Here is a 20067-nt window from a genome sequence, read left to right as displayed (position 1 = left end):
TCAGTTAAAAGGATCGAGCTCCACGCGTGCCATCATCGCCGCCAGCTGCGTGCGGTCGCTGATGCCGACATTGCTCTGACTGACCGCCAGGGCAGAAACCGCCGTAGCCAGCCGCAGCGTGTGTTCACTGGACTCCCGCATCATCAGGCCATAGATCAGCCCGCCGACCATCGAGTCACCGGCACCGACGGTGCTGATAACGTCCACCTCAGGAGGCTTAGCCAGCCAGGCACCAGAGGCGTTGACCCACAGCGCCCCCTCTGCGCCCAGCGAAATCACCACGTGGGCAATCCCCTGATCGCGCAGCGCGTGGGCGGCACCGACGACGTCCTCCAGCGTCGGCAGCGCCCGGCCAGCCCAGATTTCCAGCTCGCGGCGGTTGGGCTTCACCAGCCAGGGGGCCGCCTTCAGCCCGGCGACCAGCGCCTCGCGGCTGCTATCAAAAATGATGCACGGGCACTGACTGCGCAGGCGGCGCATCCAGTCGGTAAAATCATCCGCCGCGACGCCGGCCGGCAGGCTGCCGCTGACGCACACCATATCAAACTGCCCGAGCCAACTCAGGGAGTCATTCACGAAGCGATCCCAGTCGCTCTTGCTGACGTCGAAGCCGGAGAAGTTAAAGTCGGTGACCGCCCCATCCTTCTCGGTCAGCTTTACGTTGATACGGGTGCGCCCCGGGACTACCTGAAAACGGTTGGCGATGCCCAGCTCGCTGAACAGCTGCTGAAATCCATCCTGGTTATCCTTGCCCAGGAATCCGCCCACGGTCACATCGATGCCGAGATCCTTCAGCACCTTGGCAACGTTAATCCCCTTACCCGCGGCGTGCAGCCCGGCGGTTTGTACCCGGTTAACCTCACCGCGCTCAATCTCCGCACAGTAGCCAACCAGATCGTAGGCTGGGTTTAAGGTGATGGTTGCAACTCGTCTACTCATGATATTTCCTCGCCAAGGCCATTCGCGATGGCCTGACCAATAACGTCCAATGCCTGCTGCGCATCACTGCCGCTGGCAGTAAAACGCAGACGATGGCCTTTTTTAACCCCCAGTGCGACAACCTTCATCAGACTGCGGCCATTGACCGGAACCCCGCTGCCATCAAGGTTGGCAACGGTTATCTGGCTTGCAAACTGCTTAATGGTATTCACCAACTGCGCGCCCGGTCGGGCGTGCAGGCCATGCTCATTACGAACGGTAAACTCGGCGCTCAGAGACTCATCGCTCTCCGTCAGCTCGCTGGTCAGCAGCGCGACGATCTCTGCCGGGGTCTGCGCCGTCAGCAAACGTTCAGCCTGCTGACGCTGCAGCAGACGGCTCAGGTAGTCCAGCATCCCCTCTGGCTGCGCATCGGCCATCGCAACGGTCAGCAGCAGCGCCACCGGCTCCCCATCTAGGGTAAAGGGCTGACGCGGACGCGCCAGCGCCGCCGCGCTGGCCTGAACACCCAGCGCGCTGTCGCAGAGCCAAATGCCCTGCCCCAGACACAGCGGCGCGCGACGGATGACATCGCTGACAAACTCGCCGCCGACCGCCTCCACCTGCTGCAGGCGCCCGGCGTTCAGCGCCTGTAGCGTCATCAGGCTGTCGGTCTCCACTCCCAGCGTCACCATGCTGATATCAAAGCGGAATTCAGCTACGCTGCGCTCACCCAGCAGCAGGCTGCGCAGCGTCTCCGCCGACGTGGTCTGCGCCAGCTCCCGGCTTACGCCGTCGTCGCTCAGCACGTGGGTCAGCTGACGCAGCAGCGTCAGATGCTCATCGGACTTGGCGGCGATGCCGATCACCACATAGGCCCGCTGTCCCTCGCCCCACGCCACCCCCTGCGGAAACTGAAACACCTGAACCCCGGTGTTCAGCACCTGATCCCGGGTATCCGTCGTGCCATGGGGAATCGCGATACCGTTCCCCAGGTAGGTCGGCGTCTGCTTTTCGCGCTGCAGCATGCCCTGTACATAGCCCTCGCCAACGTAGCCCGCCGCGACCAGCGCCGCCGCCACCTGCCTGATGGCCTGCTCTTTACTGTCAGCCTCGGCTGCCAGATGGATATCCTGTAGAGTCAGATGAAACATAGATGCTCCTCGTCCGTCATACCGCGTGCGCCGCCGGCGCATTGAATCGTTTCAGCGTTGCGGGATAAAAAAACCGGCGTTACCGCGAGATCGCCGTGATTCACCACGCTGAATCGTTTTTGTGAGTGTGGTCCGACGCGCGTCGTTACGCAAGGACTTCCCGCCGCATCTGTACAGATTTTAGACCTTCAGCACATTTTTGCTGAAGTTTGTTATCAGCGCTGCTGACGTGCGACAATACGCGCTGAAATTTGCTGATGGAGAAACAGACATGACGGTAAAGGTGGGGGTCGGCGTGATTATCGTGAACGCCGCCGGCCAGATTTTACTCGGAAAACGCTGCGGCAGCCACGCGCCTTATTGGTCGATCCCCGGCGGCCACGTAGAACAGGGGGAAACCTTTGAACAGACGGCGATACGTGAAGTGGCCGAGGAGTGTGGGCTGCACATCGATACGCCGCGCTTCGTCGGCGTGACCAATAACCTGCGAACCTGGCGTGACGAAGGGGTGCATAACGTCTCTATCATTATGCAGGTCAGCGCACCGGCAGCGGCGGCCCCCCAACGCTGTGAGCCGGATAAATGTGAACGCTGGCAATGGTGCGATCCGCGTCAGCTGCCGCAGCCTTGCTTCGACGCCTGTCAGCAGGGCGTTCAGCTGTGGCTCACCCAGCAGGCCTATTGCGCTACGCCGGCGTAGCGACGCTGCGGTGCGGTCAAAACCGCACCGCTCCAGTGCACTCCCCACGCTGAACAAAAATAAAGCAATATGAGTAAGATAATCTTCTCTCGCACCACCCTTATCCGCTACTGCACCAAAACAGTTAACGTATAAGCCGCCATCGCACCAATATCGACCACAATGCACTTAAATAGTGCACCCCCTCACCCCGCGCCTGCCTCAGCGCTGCGTATTTATGCCAGTGATAAATATAACCACTTGATAATAAATATAAATAAATAGTTGGCACGTTTTTTTCATTATATCCCGAGCAAACACAAGCGGCTTATCGCAAAGACAAGGAACCATTACGATGAAAGCAATGTTGAAAGCCTCCGTGGCAGCCCTGGCGCTGGCCTTCGCCGTCAGCGCTCAGGCGGCGGAAAAACCGCTGATCGTCGCCACAGATACGGCGTTCGTCCCATTCGAATTTAAAAAGGGCGATAAATATGTCGGTTTCGATATCGACCTGTGGGATGCCATAGCCAAGCAGCTGCACCTAAGCTATACGCTGAAACCGATGGACTTCAGCGGGATCATCCCCGCGCTGCAGACCCGTAACGTGGATCTGGCGCTGGCCGGCATCAGCATTACCGAAGAGCGCAAGAAAGCCATCGATTTCTCCGACGGCTACTACAACAGCGGCCTGATGGTCATGGTGAAGAGCGATAACGCACAGATCCACGGAGTGAAGGATCTGGACGGCAAAGTGCTGGCCGTGAAGAGCGGCACGGCCGGCGTAGACTATGCAAAGGCGCACGTAAAGAGCCAAGATCTGCGTCAGTTCCCTAATATCGATAACGCCTATCTGGAGCTGGCGACCGGCCGCGCCGACGCCGTCCTGCACGATACCCCCAACATCCTTTACTTTATTAAGACCGCGGGCAACGGTCAGTTTAAGGCCGTCGGCGACTCGCTGGAGGCTCAGGCCTACGGCATCGCCTTCCCGAAGGGCAGCGATGCGCTGCGCGAGCAGGTCAACGGCGCGCTGAAGACCCTGAAGGCGAATGGGACCTACGCGGTTATCTATAAAAAATGGTTCGGCGTCGAACCGAAGTAATGCTTTGGGCGCCCGCTGGGCGCCCCTTTGCCCTCGCGGGCGTTGCACGGTAACACATACGGTTTTACCAGGAGAATCGACATGCAGTTTGACTGGAGCGCCATCTGGGATGCCATCCCGCTGCTGCTGGAAGGCGCCAAACTCACCCTCTGGATCTCGGTGCTGGGGCTGCTCGGCGGCCTGATCATCGGCCTGGCCGCCGGCTTTGCGCGCGCCTTCGGCGGTTGGCTGAGCAACCACATCGCCCTGGTGTTTATCGAGCTTATCCGCGGCACCCCCATCGTGGTGCAGGTGATGTTCATCTACTTCGCCCTGCCGATGATGATGCCGCTGCGCATCGACCCTTTCAGCGCCGCCGTTATCACGATCATGATCAACTCCGGCGCCTATATCGCCGAAATCACCCGCGGCGCGGTGCTCTCCATTCACAGCGGCTTCCGCGAGGCGGGGCTGGCTCTGGGCCTCTCTCGCCGCGATACTCTGCGCTATGTGATCATGCCGCTGGCGCTGCGCCGCATGCTGCCCCCGCTGGGGAACCAGTGGATCGTCAGCATCAAGGACACCTCGCTGTTCATCGTCATCGGCGTGGCCGAACTGACCCGCCAGGGGCAGGAGATCATCGCCGGAAACTTCCGCGCCATGGAAATCTGGAGCGCCGTCGCCGTGATCTACCTGATCATGACACTGGCCCTGAGCTTTGTCCTACGCCGTCTTGAAAAAAGATTGAAAATCATATGATTGAATTTAAAAACGTCGATAAAAGCTTCGGACAGACCGCCGTTCTGCACGATATCAACCTGCGTATTCAGCCGGGTGAGGTGGTCGTGATCATCGGCCCCTCCGGCTCAGGGAAGTCGACCCTGCTGCGCTGCATCAACAAGCTGGAGGTCATCAGCCGCGGTCAACTGCTGGTGGACGGGATGGACGTCAACGATCCTAAGGTGGATGAACGCCTGATCCGCCAGGAGGCGGGGATGGTATTCCAGCAATTTTATCTGTTCCCCCACCTGACCGCGCTGGAAAACGTCATGTTCGGCCCCATCCGGGTGCGCGGCATGGGCCGGGCCGATGCCGAGCAGCGCGCGCGCACCCTGCTGGCCAAAGTGGGGCTCTCCGAGCGCGCCCACCACTATCCGTCGGAGCTCTCCGGCGGGCAGCAGCAGCGGGTGGCGATCGCCCGTGCGCTGGCGGTCAAGCCCAAGCTGATGCTGTTTGATGAGCCGACATCCGCGCTAGATCCCGAGCTGCGCCATGAGGTGCTGACGGTGATGAAAGACTTGGCCGAGGAGGGCATGACCATGGTCATCGTCACCCATGAGATCGGCTTTGCCGAAAAGGTGGCGTCGCGGCTGATCTTCGTCGATAAAGGGCGTATCAGCGCCGACGGCAGCCCGCAGCAGCTGATCCATACGCCGCCCAACGAGCGTCTGCGCGAGTTCCTGCAGCACGTCGCGTGATCGTCCGTCGGGGACCGCCCGCGCAGGCGGCCCCGGCGCGATCTCAGAATCGCCAGGCGATAAAGCGGCTCACCTTCTGCCCCTGCGCCATCGTCACCTCACGCATCTCCTTCACCGGGATTGCGCGCAGCGCTCTGCGCAGCGCCGGCAGCGTCTCCCGTCGGGACACCAGCGAGGTAAACCACCCCACCTGCGTCGCAAACGCGCGGCTCTCCGCGATCATCCGCAGAATAAACGCCTGCTCACCGCCGTCGCACCACAGCTCATCCGCCCTGCCGCCAAAGTTCAGTCGCGCCGCCTGCGGCGGTCGCAGCCCCAGGTTGGTCAGCTTTCTCTGGCTACCCGCGGCGGCCTCCGCCGCGCTGCGGTGAAAGGGCGGATTGCACATCGTCGCGGCGTAGTACTCTCCGGCCTTGATAATCCCCTGAAAAATCGCCTGCGGCTGACGCTGACGACGCAGGCGAATCCGCGTGCCCAGTGCCGGATTGGCCCGGATGATGGCCGCCGCGGCCGCCAGCGCCTGCGCCGAAATATCGCTGCCGGTAAAGCGCCAGCCGTATTCGGCCTGCCCCAGCAGCGGGTAGATGCAGTTGGCGCCGGTGCCGATATCCAGCACGCAGGTCTGCGCGCCGCGCGGAATGGCACCGTCAGAGCGGGTGCTGGCCAGCAGATCGGCCAGATAGTGCAGGTAGTCGGCCCGGCCCGGGATCGGCGGGCAGAGAAACTGCGCAGGAATATCCCAGTGCGTAATGCCATAGTCCTGCGCCAGCAGCGCCCGGTTGAGCGCCCGAACCGCCTGCGGATCGGCGAAGTCGATGCTTTCGCCGCCGCCCGGCATCGCTCGAACAAAGTCTCCCAGCGCGGGAGAGATCCGGCACAGCGCCGCCATGTCGTAGCGGCCATGGTGGCGGTTACGCGGGTGCAGACCCGCTTTCTGGCGCCGATCCGGCGGCGTGACTGGCTTATGGTTCATGATTCACTTCGGGGGAGTCGCTCAAACAGGGCGGCAAGTATACCCATTTCAGCGCCGGACACCTACCCTCCTGCGCTTTCCTTCTGCAACCCGTCGCGGGGTGGCGTATACTGCGCGCACGGAGAGTGACCGCGTCGATCCCGCCCGCGGCGATCGCCTGCGCTCACCGGTTATGGAGCCCGTTTCCCATGCGCTTACCCGCCCTGCTCGGTTCGATACTGGGACTTATGCTGCCCCTGCTCTGTGCAGCAGCGCAGCCGGACACCATCGACGAACGCTACGCCATCGCCCTCCGGGGCGAGGCCAAATACGCCGCGGGCTTTAGCCACGTTAACTATGCCAACCCCGCCGCGCCCAAGGGGGGCAGCCTGCGCCTGGCTGCGATCGGCAGCTATGACAACTTTAACCCCTACGCCGCATACGGCACCCCGGCCATCCGCAGCGCGCGGCTGTTCGATACCCTGTTCAGCCCCTCCGCCGATGAGCTCGACAGCGCCTATCCACTGATCGGCGCCTCGATCCGCTACGATCGCCGTTTCCGCTGGGCCGAGGTGGCTATCAACCCCGACGCCCGCTTTCAGGACCGCACGCCGATCGCCGCCCGGGACGTCGTGTTCAGCTTTCACGCGCTGATGACCCAGGGCCCCGCGGCCTTTCGTCAGCGTTTTCAGGGCGTCACCCTGCGCCCCCTCTCGCCGTTGACCATACGCATTGAGCAGCCATCCCCCGACAAGGCGCGCATTCTGGCGCTGCTGACCCAGCTGCCGATCCTGCCGCAGCACGCCTGGCATCGGCGATCGCTGCGTCATCCTCTGCGCCAGCCGCCCATCGGCAGCGGCCCCTATCGCATCGTCCGCTACCGCCTGGGCCACAGCGTCACCTATCAGCGACTAGCCGACTATTGGGCGGCCAATCTGCCGATCAACCGCGGACGCTATAACATTGATACCCTGCACTATGTCTACTACCCCAGCCAACGGGCGGCGCAGGCGGCCTTTCTGCACGATAGGATCGATGTGTGGCTGGAGACCTCCCCGGCCCGCTGGGCGAACCAATACCCCGAGCGCCGCGTAGCCCGCGGCGAGATCGTCAAGGCCGATATTCTCAGCCACGCAGCCCAGGCAACCCGCTGGCTGGCGTTCAATAACCAGCTTCCCCTGTTCCGCGACCGACGGGTACGGGAAGCCATCTCGCTGGCCTTCGACTTTCCGACGCTCAACCGCCGCCTCTACCACGGCGACTACCGGCGCGCCGACAGCTATTTCCAGAATACCCCCTACGCGGCGCACGGCTACCCCAGCGCCGCGGAGCTGCTCTGGCTCGCCCCCCTTCAAGGCGAGGTACCGTCCGCCGTCTTCCTGCGGCGCTACCGACCGAACGGAGAAGGTGCCCTGGCCGACCCGCGGCGGGCGCAGGCGCTGCTAAGGCAGGCCGGCTGGCAACGCCACGGCCCATGGCTGGTCAATCAGGCGGACGGGCGGCGCTTTGCCTTCACGCTGCTGCTGCCGTACGGCAGCCGGCTGCACTACGTCGGCCCCCTGCGTGACAGCCTGGCCCGTCTGGGGATCGACATGCAGATCCGCGAGGCGCCGCGCGGCCAGTTCAGCCGCCTGGCCCGCCGCCATGCCTTCGGCATGATCCCGCTGATCTACCCGGCGACCCCCTTTCCCTCGCCGGCGCTGCTGACGCGCTGGGGATCCCGCTACGCCGATGGCCGCGGCAATATCGCCAACGTCCGCAATAGCGCGGTCGACGCGCTGCTGGCCCACATCGCGGCGCAGCAGCGCTCGCCCGATGCGCTGCGGGCGTTGGGCCGGGCGCTGGACAGGGTCTTAACGTGGAATGCGTTTATGCTGCCGCTGTGGTATTCCGACCACCGGCATCTCGCCTATTGGAACCGGTTTACGATGCCGGCGCAGCGGCCGCGCTACGGGCTGGGATTGGATTATTGGTGGTATGACGTGAATCGTGCGGCGCGTCTGCCGCCTCAGGGGAACGCCGGGGCCGGTGGTGTCACAGAAACGCGTGCGCCGCGATAGGCTCCGCGATCGCCACCCCGTCATTCTTCAGGCGGCACATCACCGTACTCTCATCCTCGGGATCGACAAACAGACAGGGCTCGCCGTCAAGCGCGACGATAGCGCAGGCGACGGGCATCTCCTGCAGGGAGAGATACATGTCGCGCATCACCTGCCAGGCACTCTCGCCGCGCTGGCTCAACAGCGTCAGGCCGATCAGCCGGTCGGCCGCGCCCTGCGCCTCCGGATCCGGAATCGGTTCGACCTGGACGCCGGTGCGCCCAGACGCCCAGCGGTAGCGCCGCGGCAACCGATGAACTATCGACAGCTGGGGATTGTTCACGTTAATACCCTGATGATAAACACGGCACAATTTTTTCACAAAAAACTCACACCGTAAATGCTGAATCGCGTAAATTCGTACAAATAACCGATTGACAGCGATTAATTTCGTTAGAATTGATTACATACCATCAACATTGTCGGTATTTTCACCGCCACGGCGACGGGGGGAGCCCCGCCGCCGTCAGGCCAGCGGACACCGAACGCCGCGCGCCGCGTACAGAAAGAGCGCCATGGCCAGGGTACTACACAGCGCCATCGACCCGACCAGCGGCCAGGCCGAGACGATCGGCAGCTGCGCCAGCAGCGCGCCGATCAGCGCGCTGAGGCCAAAGCGCAGGGTGCCGGCCAGCGAGGCCGCCGTCCCCGCCATATGGGGAAAGCTATCCAAGATCACCGCCATCGCGTTGGAGGTCACCATGGAAATACAGCCGACATAGGCCGCCACCCCGAACACCAGCGGCCAAAATCCTAGCGCCAGCAGCACACAGGCCACCAGCCAAGCGCCCATCACAAACTGCACCAGCAGCCCAACGCGCAGCATCGCCTGCGCGCCGTAGCGACGCACGTTACGGCTGTTAATCAGGGTCATCAGGAACAGAAACAGAATATTCAGGGCAAAATAGTAGCCGAAATGCTGCGGCGAGACGCCGTGCAGGTCGATATAGACGAAGGGGCCGGCGCTGAAAAACGAAAACATCCCGGAGAAGGAGAACCAGCTGGCCAGCATGTAGCACAGCACGCGACGGTGGCGGAACAGCGCGACGAAATTGGTCAGGGTGGCATACAGCCGGAACGGCTGACGCCGCGCTCGCGGCAACGTCTCGCGGATAAACAAGGCCACCAGCAGCGTCGCCAGCAGCGCCGCTGCTGCCATCACCCAGAAAATGGCGTGCCAGCTAAACCACAGCATCAGCGCGCCGCCCAGCAACGGCGCCAGCAGCGGGGCTATGGTCATGACCAGCACCACAAACGACATCATGCGCGAAAATTCATCCTTACTGAACATATCGCGCATCAGGGCGTTGATCACCACGCTGGCGGCCGCCGCCGCCAGCCCATGCAGCAGGCGCAGGGCAATCAGCTGATCGATGCTGTGCGCCAGCGCACAGGCGGCCCCGGTCAGGGCAAACAGGAGGGTGCCAAACAGGATCACCGGCTTACGCCCAACGCTGTCGGCCAGCGGGCCGTAAAACAGCTGACCGCAGGCAAAGCCCAGCGTATAGGCGCTCAGGGTCATCTGCACATCGCCGCCGGATACGCCAAACTGCGCGGCGATGACCGGCAAACTGGGCAGATACATGTCGATGGCCAGCGGCATCAGCATCGACAGCAGCCCCAAGATCAGGATAAGCCTCAGGTGAGACCCGCTTTGCACACCGGCCTCCTTATGCCCTAGCGGCCAGTACGCTGGCCACCTCATCGTCGCTCAGCGCGCGGTACTCGCCGGGCGCCAGCGCCGCATCCAGCGCAATAGCGCCGATACGCTCGCGGTGCAGCCCCACCACCCGGTTGCCCACGGCGGCGAACATGCGCTTCACCTGATGATAGCGTCCTTCGCTGATGGTCAGACGGACATGATGCTCGTCGAAAGCCTCCAGCTGCGCCGGCTTGGTCAGCTCCGTTTCACCGTTCAACATGATCCCCTGGGCAAACTGCGCCGCGGTCTGCGGCGCCAGCGGCTGCTCCAGCGTCACCAGATAGCTCTTCTCACAGTGGTGGCGCGGCGAGGTGATGCGGTGCGACCACTGCCCGTCGTCCGTCAGCAGCACCAGACCGGTGGTGTCCAGGTCCAGACGCCCGGCGGCATGCAGCTTCTCCGCCATCGGCTCATCGATAAAGTAGAGAATGGTGGCATGGTCCGGATCGTCCGTCGAGCAGACGTAGCCCTCAGGCTTATGCAACATGAAGTAGCGCGGCCCGGTGATAAACGTCAGCACGTTGCCCTCATAGGCGACCTCCTGATCCGGCGTGACCTGCAGCGACCCGCTGCGGGAGACGACACCATCGACGGTGACGCGCGCAGCCCGCAGCTCGCGGATCACCAGTGAGCGGCTGATCCCCAGCTGCTGGGAAATAAATTTGTCCAGTCTCATGAAACCTGCTCTGTTATAACCAAGGCGAAATAAAAACCGATATCGTCCGCGGCGCTGTCCCGAGCGCGGGATCCCCCGCTGCCGCGGCGAACGTAGACCGCTCAGTCTACCATAAGGCCCATACCGCCAGCCATCGCCGCGCAGGAGGCGACGCGCGACGCTGGATCTCGCGCGCCCGATGGGTAAACTGGATCCCGTCCGCCGCGCGGACACCCAATTTTCCCCTTCCAGCCAGAGGTTACACTATGTCCGCATCCATTCACGGCCACGACGTCATGCGCATGATGCTTGCCAGCGAGACGCCCTATACCCGCGATGCCCTGATCGCCGCCATCGGCCAGCGCTTCGGCGCCGATGCCCGCTTTCACACCTGCTCCGCCGAGGATCTCAGCGCCGCCGAGCTGGTGGACCTGCTGGCCAAATGCGGTAAGTTTGTCCCCGCCGCAGGTGGCTTTACCACCCGTGCGGATAAAATCTGCCGCCACTGATGGCCTTTACCCTGCGGCCATACCAGCGTGAGGCCGTCGATGCCACGCTGGCCCACTTCCGGCGCCACCGGGAGCCGGCGTTGATCGTGCTGCCGACCGGCGCCGGGAAAAGCCTGGTGATCGCCGAACTGGCCCGCCTGGCGCGCGGACGAGTCCTGGTACTGGCCCACGTTAAAGAGCTAGTGGCCCAAAACCATGCCAAATATCAGGCCTGGGGGCTCGAGGCCGACATTTATGCCGCCGGGCTGAAGCAAAAGGGCAGCCAGGCCAAAGTGGTCTTTGGCAGCGTCCAGTCGGTCGCACGCAATCTGTCCGACTTCGATGCCGCCTTCTCCCTGCTGATCGTCGATGAGTGTCACCGCATCGGCGACAGCGAGGAGGGACAGTACCAGCAGATACTGCAGCACCTGCGCGGCCATAACCCGCAGCTGCGGCTGCTCGGGCTCACCGCGACCCCCTACCGACTCGGCAAGGGCTGGATCTATCGCTACCACTATCACGGCATGGTACGCGGCGACGAGGCGTGTCTATTTCAGGACTGCATCTACGAGCTGCCGCTGCGCTATATGATCCGCCATGGTTTTCTGGTGCCGCCGGAGCGGCTGGACATGCCGGTGGTACAGTACGATTTCAGCCGTCTACAGCCGTCGGAGGCCGGGCTCTTCAGTGCCGAGGATCTCAATCGAGAGCTGCGCGATCAGCAGCGCATTACGCCGCACATCGTCAGCCAGATCGAGGAGTATGCGGCCACCCGGCGCGGCGTGATGATCTTCGCCGCCACCGTCGAGCACGCCCAGGAGGTGCTGGGCCTGCTGCCAGCGGGCAGCGCGGCGCTGATCAGCGCGCAGACGCCCCATGACGATCGCGACGCGATCATTCGCGATTTCAAGGCGCAGCGGCTGCGCTACCTGGTCAATGTGGCGGTGCTCACCACCGGCTTTGACGCGCCGCACGTGGATCTGATCGCTATCCTGCGACCGACGGAGTCCGTCAGCCTATACCAGCAGATCGTCGGGCGCGGCCTGCGCCTGTGCGACGGCAAGCAAGACTGTCTGATCCTCGATTACGCCGGTAACCCACATGATCTCTATACACCCGAAGTCGGCAGCCGCAAGCCCCACGGCGACAGTCAGCCGGTGCAGGTGTTCTGCCCCGCCTGTGGCTTCGCCAATACCTTCTGGGGCAAGTGTGACGAGCAGGGCCGTATCGTCGAGCACTACGGGCGGCGCTGCCAGGGCTATTTCGAGGACGACGAAGGACAGCGCGAGCAGTGCGACTACCGCTTCCGCTTTAAAAACTGCCCGCAGTGCAATGCAGAAAACGATATCGCCGCCCGCCGCTGTCATCAGTGCGCCGCGCTGCTGGTCGACGCTGACGATATGCTGAAGGCGGCGCTGAGGCTGAAAGATGCGCTGGTGCTACGCTGCGGCGGCATGCAGCTGCGCGACGGGGAGGATGCCAAGGGCGAGTGGCTGCAGATCACCTACTACGACGAGGACGGCGCCGACGTCAGCGAGCGCTTCCGCCTGACCACCCCGGCCCAGCGCACCGCCTTTGCCCAGCTCTTTCTCCGTCCGCACCAGCGGGCGCCGGGCTGTGAGCTGATCTGGCAGCGGGCTGCCGATATCGTGGCGCAGCAGGAGGCCCTGCGCGCGCCCGACTTCGTGGTGGCGCGCCGCCGGGGCCAATTCTGGCAGGTGCGGCAAAAAGTATTTGACTATCAGGGGCGTTTTCGCAAGGCGAACCAACTGCGCGGCTAATTTATTTGCCGTCCCGGCGCGGATCGGCTAGAATGCCGCCCGCCTTGTCGAGGGTGTCAGCCTAAGACTGGCGCACGATATCCCGTCTGCTGCTGGGTCGCCTGTAGCAGGCTTCATTTTTTTAAAGAGACAGATCAATGTTCACGATCAACGCTGAAGTACGTAACGAGCAGGGTAAGGGTGCGAGCCGCCGCCTGCGCACCGCCGGCAAATTCCCGGCAATCGTTTATGGTGGTAGCGAAGCCGCGCTGTCCGTTACCCTGGACCACGACTCCACCATGAACCTGTCTGAAAAAGACGGTTTCTACGCCGACGTTCTGACGCTGTCCGTTGACGGCAAAGAGATCAAAGTGAAGGTTCAGGCAGTACAGCGTCATCCGTACAAGCCGAAAATCACGCATATCGACTTCGTTCGCGCTTAATCGCCCGTTCGCGTCAGATGATAAAAAAAACGCCGCTCTGCGGCGTTTTTTTATGGTTCGCGCGGGGAAAAGGCGCGTTGTACGCGCCCTTCGCCGTTAACGCGCGCCGCCGTTGCGCTGCAGCTGATCTCGCAGGTTAGGCGGCGTCCCCTTGATCGTCAGGGTATCGGTCTGCGCATCCCAAAAGATACGTTCCCCCAGCAACAGAGCATCAAAGTTAATCGTCAGTCCACCGCCGCTGCCGGCAAACTTGGTCAGCTGACGCAGCGTGCTGCGATCCGCGGGGAAGCTCTCCTCCAGCTCGTAGCCGCGCTCGGCGGTGAACTGTTGAAAGTCCATCTCTCCGACGCTGGGGATCTCCCGCGACAGCGCCTCCAGCGCAATATCCTCCCCGGCCTGCAGCTGTTCGTTACAGTAGTCATACACCTGCTGGCGGCAGGCCTGGCGCTCATTTTTATCCAGCTGGCCTTCGCTACAGTAATCGCTCACCGCCTGCAGCAGGCCGCGGTTCTGCACCTTGGTATCCAGCCCCGCCTGGGCGCCTAAAAAGTCCATAAAGAAATCGGCCACCTTGCGCCCCACCCGCCCTTTCAGGTAGGAGAGGTAGCGCTGGGACTGCGGATTGGTCTCCCATTCGGTCATATCGATACGCGCGACGATGTCGGCATGCATAATGTCCAGGTAATGGGTGGTGCTCAGATCCAGCCGTTCGTTCACCCGCATGCTGCTGCAGTTATTAAGCACCGCGACCAGCAGGTAATCCACCGCCAGATAGCGATACTGACAGAACAACACGATCCCGCCCTCGGCAAACGGATATTTGGCCAGCTCATCGCGCAGGCGACCGGTCGCCGCACGGCTAAACTCCAGGAAGCTATCCTCTCCCTTGCGATAGTGAGTCAGCGCCTGCGCCAGCTCGCTCTCCGGGTTAAAGGTGCCATATGCCTTGCTTTTGGCACTGTAGACCCGGTGTAGCTCCGCCATCATCTCATCGACGGCGGCGCTCTTTTCCAGCAACGAGTCGCGCAGCACCACATCCAACTGTTGCTCATCGCGTTTAACCAATTGATGCAGTGCGATGTTCTCCAGATCCAGACTCATTGTTTGCTCCTGTTGTCCTCAGCCTGATACAGGCGCGTATTCAAGCACCGTTGCCGAGCACCCGCAAGCGCCTTTGTCCGCCGCCGCGCCTTCCCCTGCATAAAAGAGCAGAAAATCACGCGCCTATCGGGTAATATGATGGACTTTGTAAGTCATCGACGGTCACTTTTATGCCACAATCATCCCGTTACAGCGATCAGCGCGTTGAACAATTGCTCTCTGAACTGGTTAACGTATTAGAATCGCAGCATGCGCCCACCGATCTCTCCCTGATGGTGCTGGGCAATATGGTAACTAACCTGATTAACACCAGCGTCGCGCCGGCGCAGCGTAGCATGATCGCTCGCTCCTTTGCCGATGCGCTGCAGGCTTCCATTCGGGAAGATAAAGCCCACTGACCCTTCGGGTACAGAGATTCGACGGAAACAGACAGAGTTTATGGTAACGAACCGTCAGCGCTATCGTGAAAAAGTCTCCCAGATGATCAGTTGGGGGCACTGGTTCGCCCTGTTCAATATTCTGCTGGCGCTGCTGCTGGGCAGCCGTTATCTGTTTATTGCCGACTGGCCTGCGTCCCTGGCCGGGCGCATCTATGCCATCGTCAGCTGGCTCGGCCACTTCAGCTTCCTGGGGTTTGCCACCTATCTGCTCACGCTGTTTCCGTTAACCTTTATTGTGATGTCGCAGCGCCTGCTGCGCTTTCTTTCCGCGGCGCTGGCCACCGCCGGGCTGACTCTGCTGCTGATCGACACCGAGGTATTCACCCGCTTCCACCTGCACCTTAATCCGCTGGTCTGGGAGCTGGTCGTCAACCCCGCGCAGGGGGAGCTCTCCCGCGACTGGCAGCTGATGTTCATCTGTGTGCCGGTGCTGTTTCTGATCGAGATGCTGTTCGGTACCTGGAGTTGGCAAAAGCTGCGCAGCCTCAACCGACAAACCTTTGGCAAGCCGCTGGCGCTGGTGTTTATCGTCTCATTCCTGGCTTCGCACCTGATCTACATCTGGGCGGATGCCAACTTCTACCGTCCCATCACCATGCAGCGCGCCAATCTGCCGCTCTCCTACCCGATGACGGCGCGGCGCTTCCTGGAAAAACACGGGCTGTTAAACGCACAGGCCTATCAGGAGCGGCTGATCCGCACCGGCAATCCGGAGGCGCTGGCCATTGAGTACCCGCTGGGCGAGCTGAGCTACAGCGACAAAGGCGCCGGGCTCAACCTGCTGGTGGTGGTCGCCGACGGCCTGCGGGCCGACTCGCTGCCACAGACCATGCCGGCGCTGGCCGCCTTCGGCGCACAGAACCTGCGCTTTACCCATCATTACAGCACCGGCAACGCCGTCGACAGCGGGCTGTTTGGTCTGTTTTACGGCATCTCGCCCAGCTACCTGGACAGTATTCTGGCCGGGCGTAAGTCGTCGGCGCTGATCGGCGCGCTGGCGCATCAACACTATCAGTTTGGCCTTTTCTCATCGGATGGCTTCAAGACCCCGCTGTATCGCCAGGCGCTGTTCAGCGACTTTACCCTGCCCGCACCGCAGAAACAGAGCGATGCCGCCACGGTGCGCCAGTGGGAAACCTGGCTGGATACCCAAACCTCCACCCATCCGTGGTTTGCCTATGTGAATCTGAACGGCGGCGGCGCGGACGACGACGGAACGCTGTCGGCCAGCCGCTACCAGCGCTCGGCTCAGCTGCTGGATGGTCAGATCGCCGCAATGATCGACGCCCTCCGCGCGCGCCAGGCGCTGAAAAACACCGTGGTGGTGATCACCGGCAGCCACGGCGTGGCGCTGGACGGCGAGGATCGCGCCGGCGGCGACTACAGCCGCGCCCGGCTACAGGTGCCGCTGATCATCCACTGGCCGGGCACCTCGCCGCAGTCCATCGCCAAGATGACCAATCATGAAGATATCATGGCCACGCTGATGCAGCGCCTGCTGCACGTCGACAGCCGGGCCGCCAACTACACCCAGGGCGAGGATCTGTTTGCCGCCGTGCGCCGTCACGACTGGCTGACACTGGGCAGCGGCGGCGATCTGGTTATCGTTACGCCACAGCAAACCATCGTGCTCAACCGTAATGGCACCTACCGCGCCTACGATCGCGACGGCCGCGAGCTGACGGGCGAGCGGCTGCAGCTACCGCTGCTGCTACAGGTATTGACCGACGTGAAGCGATTTATTGCCAACTAGGGCGCGGTCCGTAACGGGCAGTGAGCGTCTCTGGAACAAGGCGCGAGCGGCGCCGGACGCTATCGATGCGTGCCAAGCCGGGCGCAGCGCAGGGAAAATACCGCGCCGCCGCGCAATACCACGACAAAAGGCGGCCGATTGCCTAAAACAACGGCAAACGGTGCGATCACGGCTTGCAAATGTCAGAAAAAAAGGTAGTATACACAACCAGTTCGGCACGTAGCGCAGCCTGGTAGCGCACTGTCATGGGGTGTCAGGGGTCGGAGGTTCAAATCCTCTCGTGCCGACCAAAATTCCCTAAAAAAACCAACCTCCGCGGTTGGTTTTTTTACGTCTGTGCCTCCGCGGGCGCACGTCTATCCGCTGCGGCGTCTACCGCCGGATTTCCCGCCCTCCCCCGGGCCACGCCGCACCGCCCTAGGTTCATAGCCCAACGATCGGCGCTCCCCATCGCCGCGGCCTCACGGCGGCGGCGGGCTCCAGCGATAGCGGTTACGCCCGGCGTCTTTCGCCTGATACAGCGCGCCGTCCACCCGCGCCACAAAATGCGCCAGCGTTTCACCAGCCGCATAGCTCCCCACGCCGATGCTTACGGTCAGCCCGCGCTGTTCGGTCACCCGTACCATGCTGGCCTGCTGCAGCAAGCGCGCCGCGCGGGTCTCTAGCCAGGCCCGATCCTCGCTCTCCAGGATCACGGCAAACTCCTCGCCGCCGATGCGGGCCGGAAAGGCCGGGGCGACGAACTCACTGTGCAACACGCGGCCAAACTGACACAGCACCCGATCGCCGACGGCATGCCCAAACTCATCGTTAATCTGCTTAAAGTGGTCAAGATCGATAATAAACAGAGAGAAGTGGCGCGGCAGCGGCTGCGACATCAGGCTAGTGTAAAAATGGCGCCGGTTGGGTAGCCCGGTCAGATCGTCAAACAGCGCCAGGTAGCGCAGCCGCCCCCGCACCCGGGCAAGGTAGCGCAGGGTACAGATGCCGCCCCAGGCGCACATCACCATGCCGATAGCGCGCAGCACGTCCTCCAGGTTACCGAGCCACACCGGCTGCTGCACTATCTCATCCAGCACATCCAGCACCCCGCTCAGTATCCACAGGGTCAGGCCGCTGTTCAACACCCAATAGGAGCGGCGATCCAGCGCAGAAAACTGCACCGCGACCAGCATCAGCAAAACGGTCAGGTACTCCACCAGCTCCAGCGAAAAGGCAAAACCATTAAAGCGCTGCACCGGATAGTGCGGCAGATACAGCAGGTGCAGCATGATCAGCAGCAGCAGTAGCCCAAGAGACAGCAGATACAGCGCCCGTAGCCGGGTGAAGCCGCGCCGCGGCAGCATCGGATCGCTATATTCCGCCATGGAACGCAGGCGCCTGTCGCCGAAAAGATCCCTCATCCCTGCCGCCTCGTGGTGGAGTAATCGTTAGATACACTTTTAATCTATTGAAATTATTATATATATTTACTTAAACTCTATCATGATAACTATAGTTAGCAAGCCGCAGATTGACAACTTCTTCTTTTCATCTGCGCACGACGGCGTGACCACGCTGGGCAAAGGGGGAGACTGAGGGGAAGGCGCTCGGAGGCCCAAAGCGGCGTGACGGGCGCCACGCCGTCGCAGAGGGACGCGATTAGGCGTGGGTAAAGGCGCGTTTGCCGGCAAACTGCGCCGCGGCCCCCAGCGCATCTTCAATGCGCATCAGCTGGTTGTATTTTTCAATCCGCTCGCCGCGGCACGGCGCACCGGTTTTCAGGTGACCAGCGCGCAGCCCGACGGTCATGTCGGCGATAAAGCTGTCCACTGTTTCACCGCTGCGGTGGGAGATGAAGGTGCCCCAGCCGTGGCTGTGGCACAGCTGTACCGCGGCGATGGTCTCACTCAGGCTGCCGATCTGGTTCAGCTTAATCAGCGCCGCGTTGGCCGCCGCCTCATCGATACCGCGCTGGATATAGCGTACGTTGGTGACAAACAGATCGTCGCCCACCAGTTCAATCCGCTGTCCCAGGCGGGCATTCAGGTGACGCCACCCCTCCCAGTCGTTTTCCGCCAGCCCATCCTCCAGCAGCACGATGGGGAACGCATCCAGCAGCGCAGCATAATAGTCGGTCATCTCCTGCGCGTCGAGCTGGCGCCCCTCGCTGCGCAGATGGTAGCGCCCGTCCTGATAGAACTCGCTGGACGCCGGATCCATGCAGATCACAATATCCTCACCCGGGCGGTAGCCGGCGCGCTCAATGGCCTGGACGATCAGCGCCAGAGGCTCACGGTTCGAGCTGACGTGCGGTGCAAATCCACCCTCATCGCCGACGCCGATGCTCAGGCCGGCATCCAGCAGAACCTGACGCAGCGCCTGGTAAACCTCGCTTCCCCAGCGCACCGCCTCGCGCAGCGATGACGCGCCCCACGGCGCGATCATATACTCCTGAAAATCTGCCCCCTGCCAGCGCGCGTGTACCCCGCCGTTGATGATGTTCATGCAGGGAACCGGCAGCAGCGTCGCCCCAAGACCGCCGATATAGCGATACAGCGGCTGCTGGGTCAGCTGGGCCGCCAGGCGCGCGCAGGCCAGGGAGACGCCCAAAATCGCGTTGGCCCCCAGCGCCGATTTGTTATCGCTGCCGTCCAACGCCAGCATACGAGCGTCCAGCGCCGCCTGCTCACGCACGTCAATCCCTTGCAGGGCGCTGCGGATCGGGCCGTTAACGTGCGCGATCGCCCGCTGCACGCCGCGGCCGCCAAAGCGTCCCGGATCGCCGTCGCGCAGCTCTACCGCCTCGCGCGATCCGGTGCTGGCGCCGGAGGGCACCGAGGCGCGCGCCCACGCGCCGCCCTGCGACGTCACATCCACTTCTACCGTCGGGTTTCCGCGTGAATCCAGGATCTCCCGGGCCACCATACTCTCGATTAAAAAGCTCATGCTGCACTCCAGCCCTTAAAGGTGTTTAACCAGAACGTCGGTCTCAAGGCCATTGATAAAATCAAACGCGGTAGAGACAAACTTGGCTAGCGCGCGGTTATGGTGACCCAGCATCAATAAGTCGACCTGCTGAGCGCTAACGAACTCACGCAGATCGTCCAGCGCATCCATGGAAACGATCTGCTCGGCATCGATAGGGTAGTCCTGCTGGTGCACCAGTGACATCAGCACCTGGCGGGCGTCATTAAGGCTTTGCTGCTCCATACGCGTCAGATTGACATCCAACATACCGCGCAGCGCGGCCAGATCACCGCGGATATGCCCCAGCGTCAGCCGGGCATCATTTTGCCGGGCAACCTGGCAGGCGTGCGGCAGCAGCCGCTCGCCGTCGTGGCGGCCATGAATCAAAACCAGAACATGGTGATATATCTTCATC

General features: G+C 62.3%; 20 protein-coding genes and 1 tRNA gene. 11 read left to right on the top strand and 10 right to left on the bottom strand.

Annotated elements, in window-relative coordinates; all coding sequences use genetic code 11:
• Together fruK and fruB are read right to left on the bottom strand one after the other, a co-directional pair.
• Complete coding sequence (fruK, locus tag QY76_RS08820; RefSeq protein ID WP_012849132.1) at positions 1 to 939, bottom strand: 1-phosphofructokinase; 939 nt, start codon at positions 937 to 939, stop codon at positions 1 to 3.
• Positions 936 to 2072, bottom strand: coding sequence for a fused PTS fructose transporter subunit IIA/HPr protein (fruB, locus tag QY76_RS08815; RefSeq protein WP_034162563.1), 1137 nt, complete (start codon positions 2070 to 2072; stop codon positions 936 to 938). The genes fruK and fruB overlap by 4 nt, the downstream gene beginning before the upstream one ends.
• A 271-nt stretch (positions 2073 to 2343) precedes the next feature.
• Between fruB and QY76_RS08810 the strand changes: the two genes are divergently transcribed.
• From QY76_RS08810 to glnQ, 4 genes are all read left to right on the top strand, one after another.
• Positions 2344 to 2772, top strand: coding sequence for an NUDIX hydrolase (locus tag QY76_RS08810; protein WP_034162564.1), 429 nt, complete (start codon positions 2344 to 2346; stop codon positions 2770 to 2772).
• Between the two features lie 334 nt (positions 2773 to 3106).
• Positions 3107 to 3853, top strand: coding sequence for a glutamine ABC transporter substrate-binding protein GlnH (gene glnH / locus QY76_RS08805; protein WP_034162565.1), 747 nt, complete (start codon positions 3107 to 3109; stop codon positions 3851 to 3853).
• 81 nt (positions 3854 to 3934) lie between these two features.
• Positions 3935 to 4591, top strand: a complete 657-nt coding sequence (gene glnP, locus QY76_RS08800; protein WP_012849138.1) for a glutamine ABC transporter permease GlnP — start codon at positions 3935 to 3937, stop codon at positions 4589 to 4591.
• Positions 4588 to 5310: a glutamine ABC transporter ATP-binding protein GlnQ gene (gene glnQ / locus QY76_RS08795; protein WP_034162566.1), complete on the top strand. Its 723-nt coding sequence runs from the start codon at positions 4588 to 4590 to the stop codon at positions 5308 to 5310. Before glnP ends, glnQ begins: the two co-directional genes overlap by 4 nt.
• Positions 5311 to 5353: 43 nt before the next feature.
• On the opposite strand, the gene rlmF is transcribed toward glnQ, so the two are convergent.
• Complete coding sequence (gene rlmF / locus QY76_RS08790; RefSeq protein ID WP_034162567.1) at positions 5354 to 6283, bottom strand: 23S rRNA (adenine(1618)-N(6))-methyltransferase RlmF; 930 nt, start codon at positions 6281 to 6283, stop codon at positions 5354 to 5356.
• A 188-nt stretch (positions 6284 to 6471) separates the two neighbouring features.
• Between rlmF and QY76_RS08785 the strand changes: the two genes are divergently transcribed.
• Positions 6472 to 8322, top strand: a complete 1851-nt coding sequence (locus tag QY76_RS08785) for an extracellular solute-binding protein (RefSeq protein ID WP_081854050.1) — start codon at positions 6472 to 6474, stop codon at positions 8320 to 8322.
• Here the strand turns inward: QY76_RS08785 and QY76_RS08780 are convergent.
• From QY76_RS08780 to rsuA, 3 genes are all read right to left on the bottom strand, one after another.
• Complete coding sequence (locus QY76_RS08780; protein WP_034162718.1) at positions 8297 to 8644, bottom strand: YejG family protein; 348 nt, start codon at positions 8642 to 8644, stop codon at positions 8297 to 8299. The two genes, QY76_RS08785 and QY76_RS08780, sit on opposite strands and share 26 nt — an antisense overlap.
• Positions 8645 to 8827: 183 nt before the next feature.
• Positions 8828 to 10066: a Bcr/CflA family multidrug efflux MFS transporter gene (locus tag QY76_RS08775; protein ID WP_045424330.1), complete on the bottom strand. Its 1239-nt coding sequence runs from the start codon at positions 10064 to 10066 to the stop codon at positions 8828 to 8830.
• Positions 10032 to 10739, bottom strand: a complete 708-nt coding sequence (gene rsuA / locus QY76_RS08770; RefSeq protein WP_034162569.1) for a 16S rRNA pseudouridine(516) synthase RsuA — start codon at positions 10737 to 10739, stop codon at positions 10032 to 10034. Before rsuA ends, QY76_RS08775 begins: the two co-directional genes overlap by 35 nt.
• Positions 10740 to 10984: 245 nt before the next feature.
• Between rsuA and QY76_RS08765 the strand changes: the two genes are divergently transcribed.
• The 3 genes from QY76_RS08765 (at position 10985) to rplY (ending at position 13409) form a co-directional block, all read left to right on the top strand.
• Positions 10985 to 11227 (top strand): YecH family metal-binding protein, encoded by a 243-nt coding sequence (locus QY76_RS08765; protein WP_045424327.1) that lies wholly within the window; start codon positions 10985 to 10987, stop codon positions 11225 to 11227.
• Complete coding sequence (locus QY76_RS08760; RefSeq protein ID WP_034162571.1) at positions 11227 to 12987, top strand: DEAD/DEAH box helicase; 1761 nt, start codon at positions 11227 to 11229, stop codon at positions 12985 to 12987. Before QY76_RS08765 ends, QY76_RS08760 begins: the two co-directional genes overlap by 1 nt.
• A gap of 137 nt (positions 12988 to 13124) precedes the next feature.
• Complete coding sequence (gene rplY / locus QY76_RS08755; protein WP_034162572.1) at positions 13125 to 13409, top strand: 50S ribosomal protein L25; 285 nt, start codon at positions 13125 to 13127, stop codon at positions 13407 to 13409.
• Between the two features lie 96 nt (positions 13410 to 13505).
• On the opposite strand, the gene yejK is transcribed toward rplY, so the two are convergent.
• A complete protein-coding gene (yejK, locus tag QY76_RS08750) occupies positions 13506 to 14510 on the bottom strand; it encodes a nucleoid-associated protein YejK (protein WP_034162573.1) in 1005 nt (334 codons plus the stop codon).
• A gap of 170 nt (positions 14511 to 14680) precedes the next feature.
• On the opposite strand from yejK, the gene QY76_RS08745 reads away from it, so the two are divergent.
• The 3 genes from QY76_RS08745 (at position 14681) to QY76_RS08735 (ending at position 16993) form a co-directional block, all read left to right on the top strand.
• The gene (locus tag QY76_RS08745; RefSeq protein WP_012849148.1) at positions 14681 to 14908 is read left to right on the top strand and encodes a YejL family protein; all 228 of its coding nucleotides are present in this window, start codon (positions 14681 to 14683) and stop codon (positions 14906 to 14908) included.
• A gap of 40 nt (positions 14909 to 14948) precedes the next feature.
• Entirely contained in the window at positions 14949 to 16703 is a 1755-nt protein-coding gene (yejM, locus tag QY76_RS08740; protein ID WP_045424324.1) for an LPS biosynthesis-modulating metalloenzyme YejM, read from the top strand.
• 213 nt (positions 16704 to 16916) lie between these two features.
• Positions 16917 to 16993 (top strand) — tRNA-Pro (locus tag QY76_RS08735).
• A gap of 171 nt (positions 16994 to 17164) precedes the next feature.
• On the opposite strand, the gene QY76_RS08730 is transcribed toward QY76_RS08735, so the two are convergent.
• The 3 genes from QY76_RS08730 to QY76_RS08720 form a co-directional block, all read right to left on the bottom strand.
• Complete coding sequence (locus QY76_RS08730) at positions 17165 to 18106, bottom strand: diguanylate cyclase (RefSeq protein ID WP_235439469.1); 942 nt, start codon at positions 18104 to 18106, stop codon at positions 17165 to 17167.
• A 238-nt stretch (positions 18107 to 18344) separates the two neighbouring features.
• Positions 18345 to 19631 (bottom strand): phosphopyruvate hydratase, encoded by a 1287-nt coding sequence (gene eno / locus QY76_RS08725; RefSeq protein WP_034162576.1) that lies wholly within the window; start codon positions 19629 to 19631, stop codon positions 18345 to 18347.
• A gap of 15 nt (positions 19632 to 19646) precedes the next feature.
• Positions 19647 to 20066, bottom strand: a complete 420-nt coding sequence (locus QY76_RS08720; protein WP_045424318.1) for a universal stress protein — start codon at positions 20064 to 20066, stop codon at positions 19647 to 19649.
• Position 20067: the final 1 nt, after the last annotated feature.

The organism is Edwardsiella sp. EA181011, assembly GCF_000800725.1.
GTDB classification, from domain to species: Bacteria; Pseudomonadota; Gammaproteobacteria; order Enterobacterales; family Enterobacteriaceae; genus Edwardsiella; species Edwardsiella anguillarum.
Note: the sequence above shows the minus strand (reverse complement) of the source record. Positions and strands in the feature narration are given on the sequence as shown.

What these genes read in the sequence shown, in the direction of transcription:
- fruK (WP_012849132.1), bottom strand. Translation starts at nt 939, where the DNA reads ATGAGTAGACGAGTTGCAACCATCACCTTAAACCCAGCCTACGATCTG.
- fruB (WP_034162563.1), bottom strand. Translation starts at nt 2,072, where the DNA reads ATGTTTCATCTGACTCTACAGGATATCCATCTGGCAGCCGAGGCTGAC.
- QY76_RS08810 (WP_034162564.1), top strand. Translation starts at nt 2,344, where the DNA reads ATGACGGTAAAGGTGGGGGTCGGCGTGATTATCGTGAACGCCGCCGGC.
- glnH (WP_034162565.1), top strand. Translation starts at nt 3,107, where the DNA reads ATGAAAGCAATGTTGAAAGCCTCCGTGGCAGCCCTGGCGCTGGCCTTC.
- glnP (WP_012849138.1), top strand. Translation starts at nt 3,935, where the DNA reads ATGCAGTTTGACTGGAGCGCCATCTGGGATGCCATCCCGCTGCTGCTG.
- glnQ (WP_034162566.1), top strand. Translation starts at nt 4,588, where the DNA reads ATGATTGAATTTAAAAACGTCGATAAAAGCTTCGGACAGACCGCCGTT.
- rlmF (WP_034162567.1), bottom strand. Translation starts at nt 6,283, where the DNA reads ATGAACCATAAGCCAGTCACGCCGCCGGATCGGCGCCAGAAAGCGGGT.
- QY76_RS08785 (WP_081854050.1), top strand. Translation starts at nt 6,472, where the DNA reads ATGCGCTTACCCGCCCTGCTCGGTTCGATACTGGGACTTATGCTGCCC.
- QY76_RS08775 (WP_045424330.1), bottom strand. Translation starts at nt 10,066, where the DNA reads ATGAGGTGGCCAGCGTACTGGCCGCTAGGGCATAAGGAGGCCGGTGTG.
- rsuA (WP_034162569.1), bottom strand. Translation starts at nt 10,739, where the DNA reads ATGAGACTGGACAAATTTATTTCCCAGCAGCTGGGGATCAGCCGCTCA.
- QY76_RS08765 (WP_045424327.1), top strand. Translation starts at nt 10,985, where the DNA reads ATGTCCGCATCCATTCACGGCCACGACGTCATGCGCATGATGCTTGCC.
- QY76_RS08760 (WP_034162571.1), top strand. Translation starts at nt 11,227, where the DNA reads ATGGCCTTTACCCTGCGGCCATACCAGCGTGAGGCCGTCGATGCCACG.
- rplY (WP_034162572.1), top strand. Translation starts at nt 13,125, where the DNA reads ATGTTCACGATCAACGCTGAAGTACGTAACGAGCAGGGTAAGGGTGCG.
- yejK (WP_034162573.1), bottom strand. Translation starts at nt 14,510, where the DNA reads ATGAGTCTGGATCTGGAGAACATCGCACTGCATCAATTGGTTAAACGC.
- QY76_RS08745 (WP_012849148.1), top strand. Translation starts at nt 14,681, where the DNA reads ATGCCACAATCATCCCGTTACAGCGATCAGCGCGTTGAACAATTGCTC.
- yejM (WP_045424324.1), top strand. Translation starts at nt 14,949, where the DNA reads ATGGTAACGAACCGTCAGCGCTATCGTGAAAAAGTCTCCCAGATGATC.
- QY76_RS08730 (WP_235439469.1), bottom strand. Translation starts at nt 18,106, where the DNA reads ATGAGGGATCTTTTCGGCGACAGGCGCCTGCGTTCCATGGCGGAATAT.
- eno (WP_034162576.1), bottom strand. Translation starts at nt 19,631, where the DNA reads ATGAGCTTTTTAATCGAGAGTATGGTGGCCCGGGAGATCCTGGATTCA.
- QY76_RS08720 (WP_045424318.1), bottom strand. Translation starts at nt 20,066, where the DNA reads ATGAAGATATATCACCATGTTCTGGTTTTGATTCATGGCCGCCACGAC.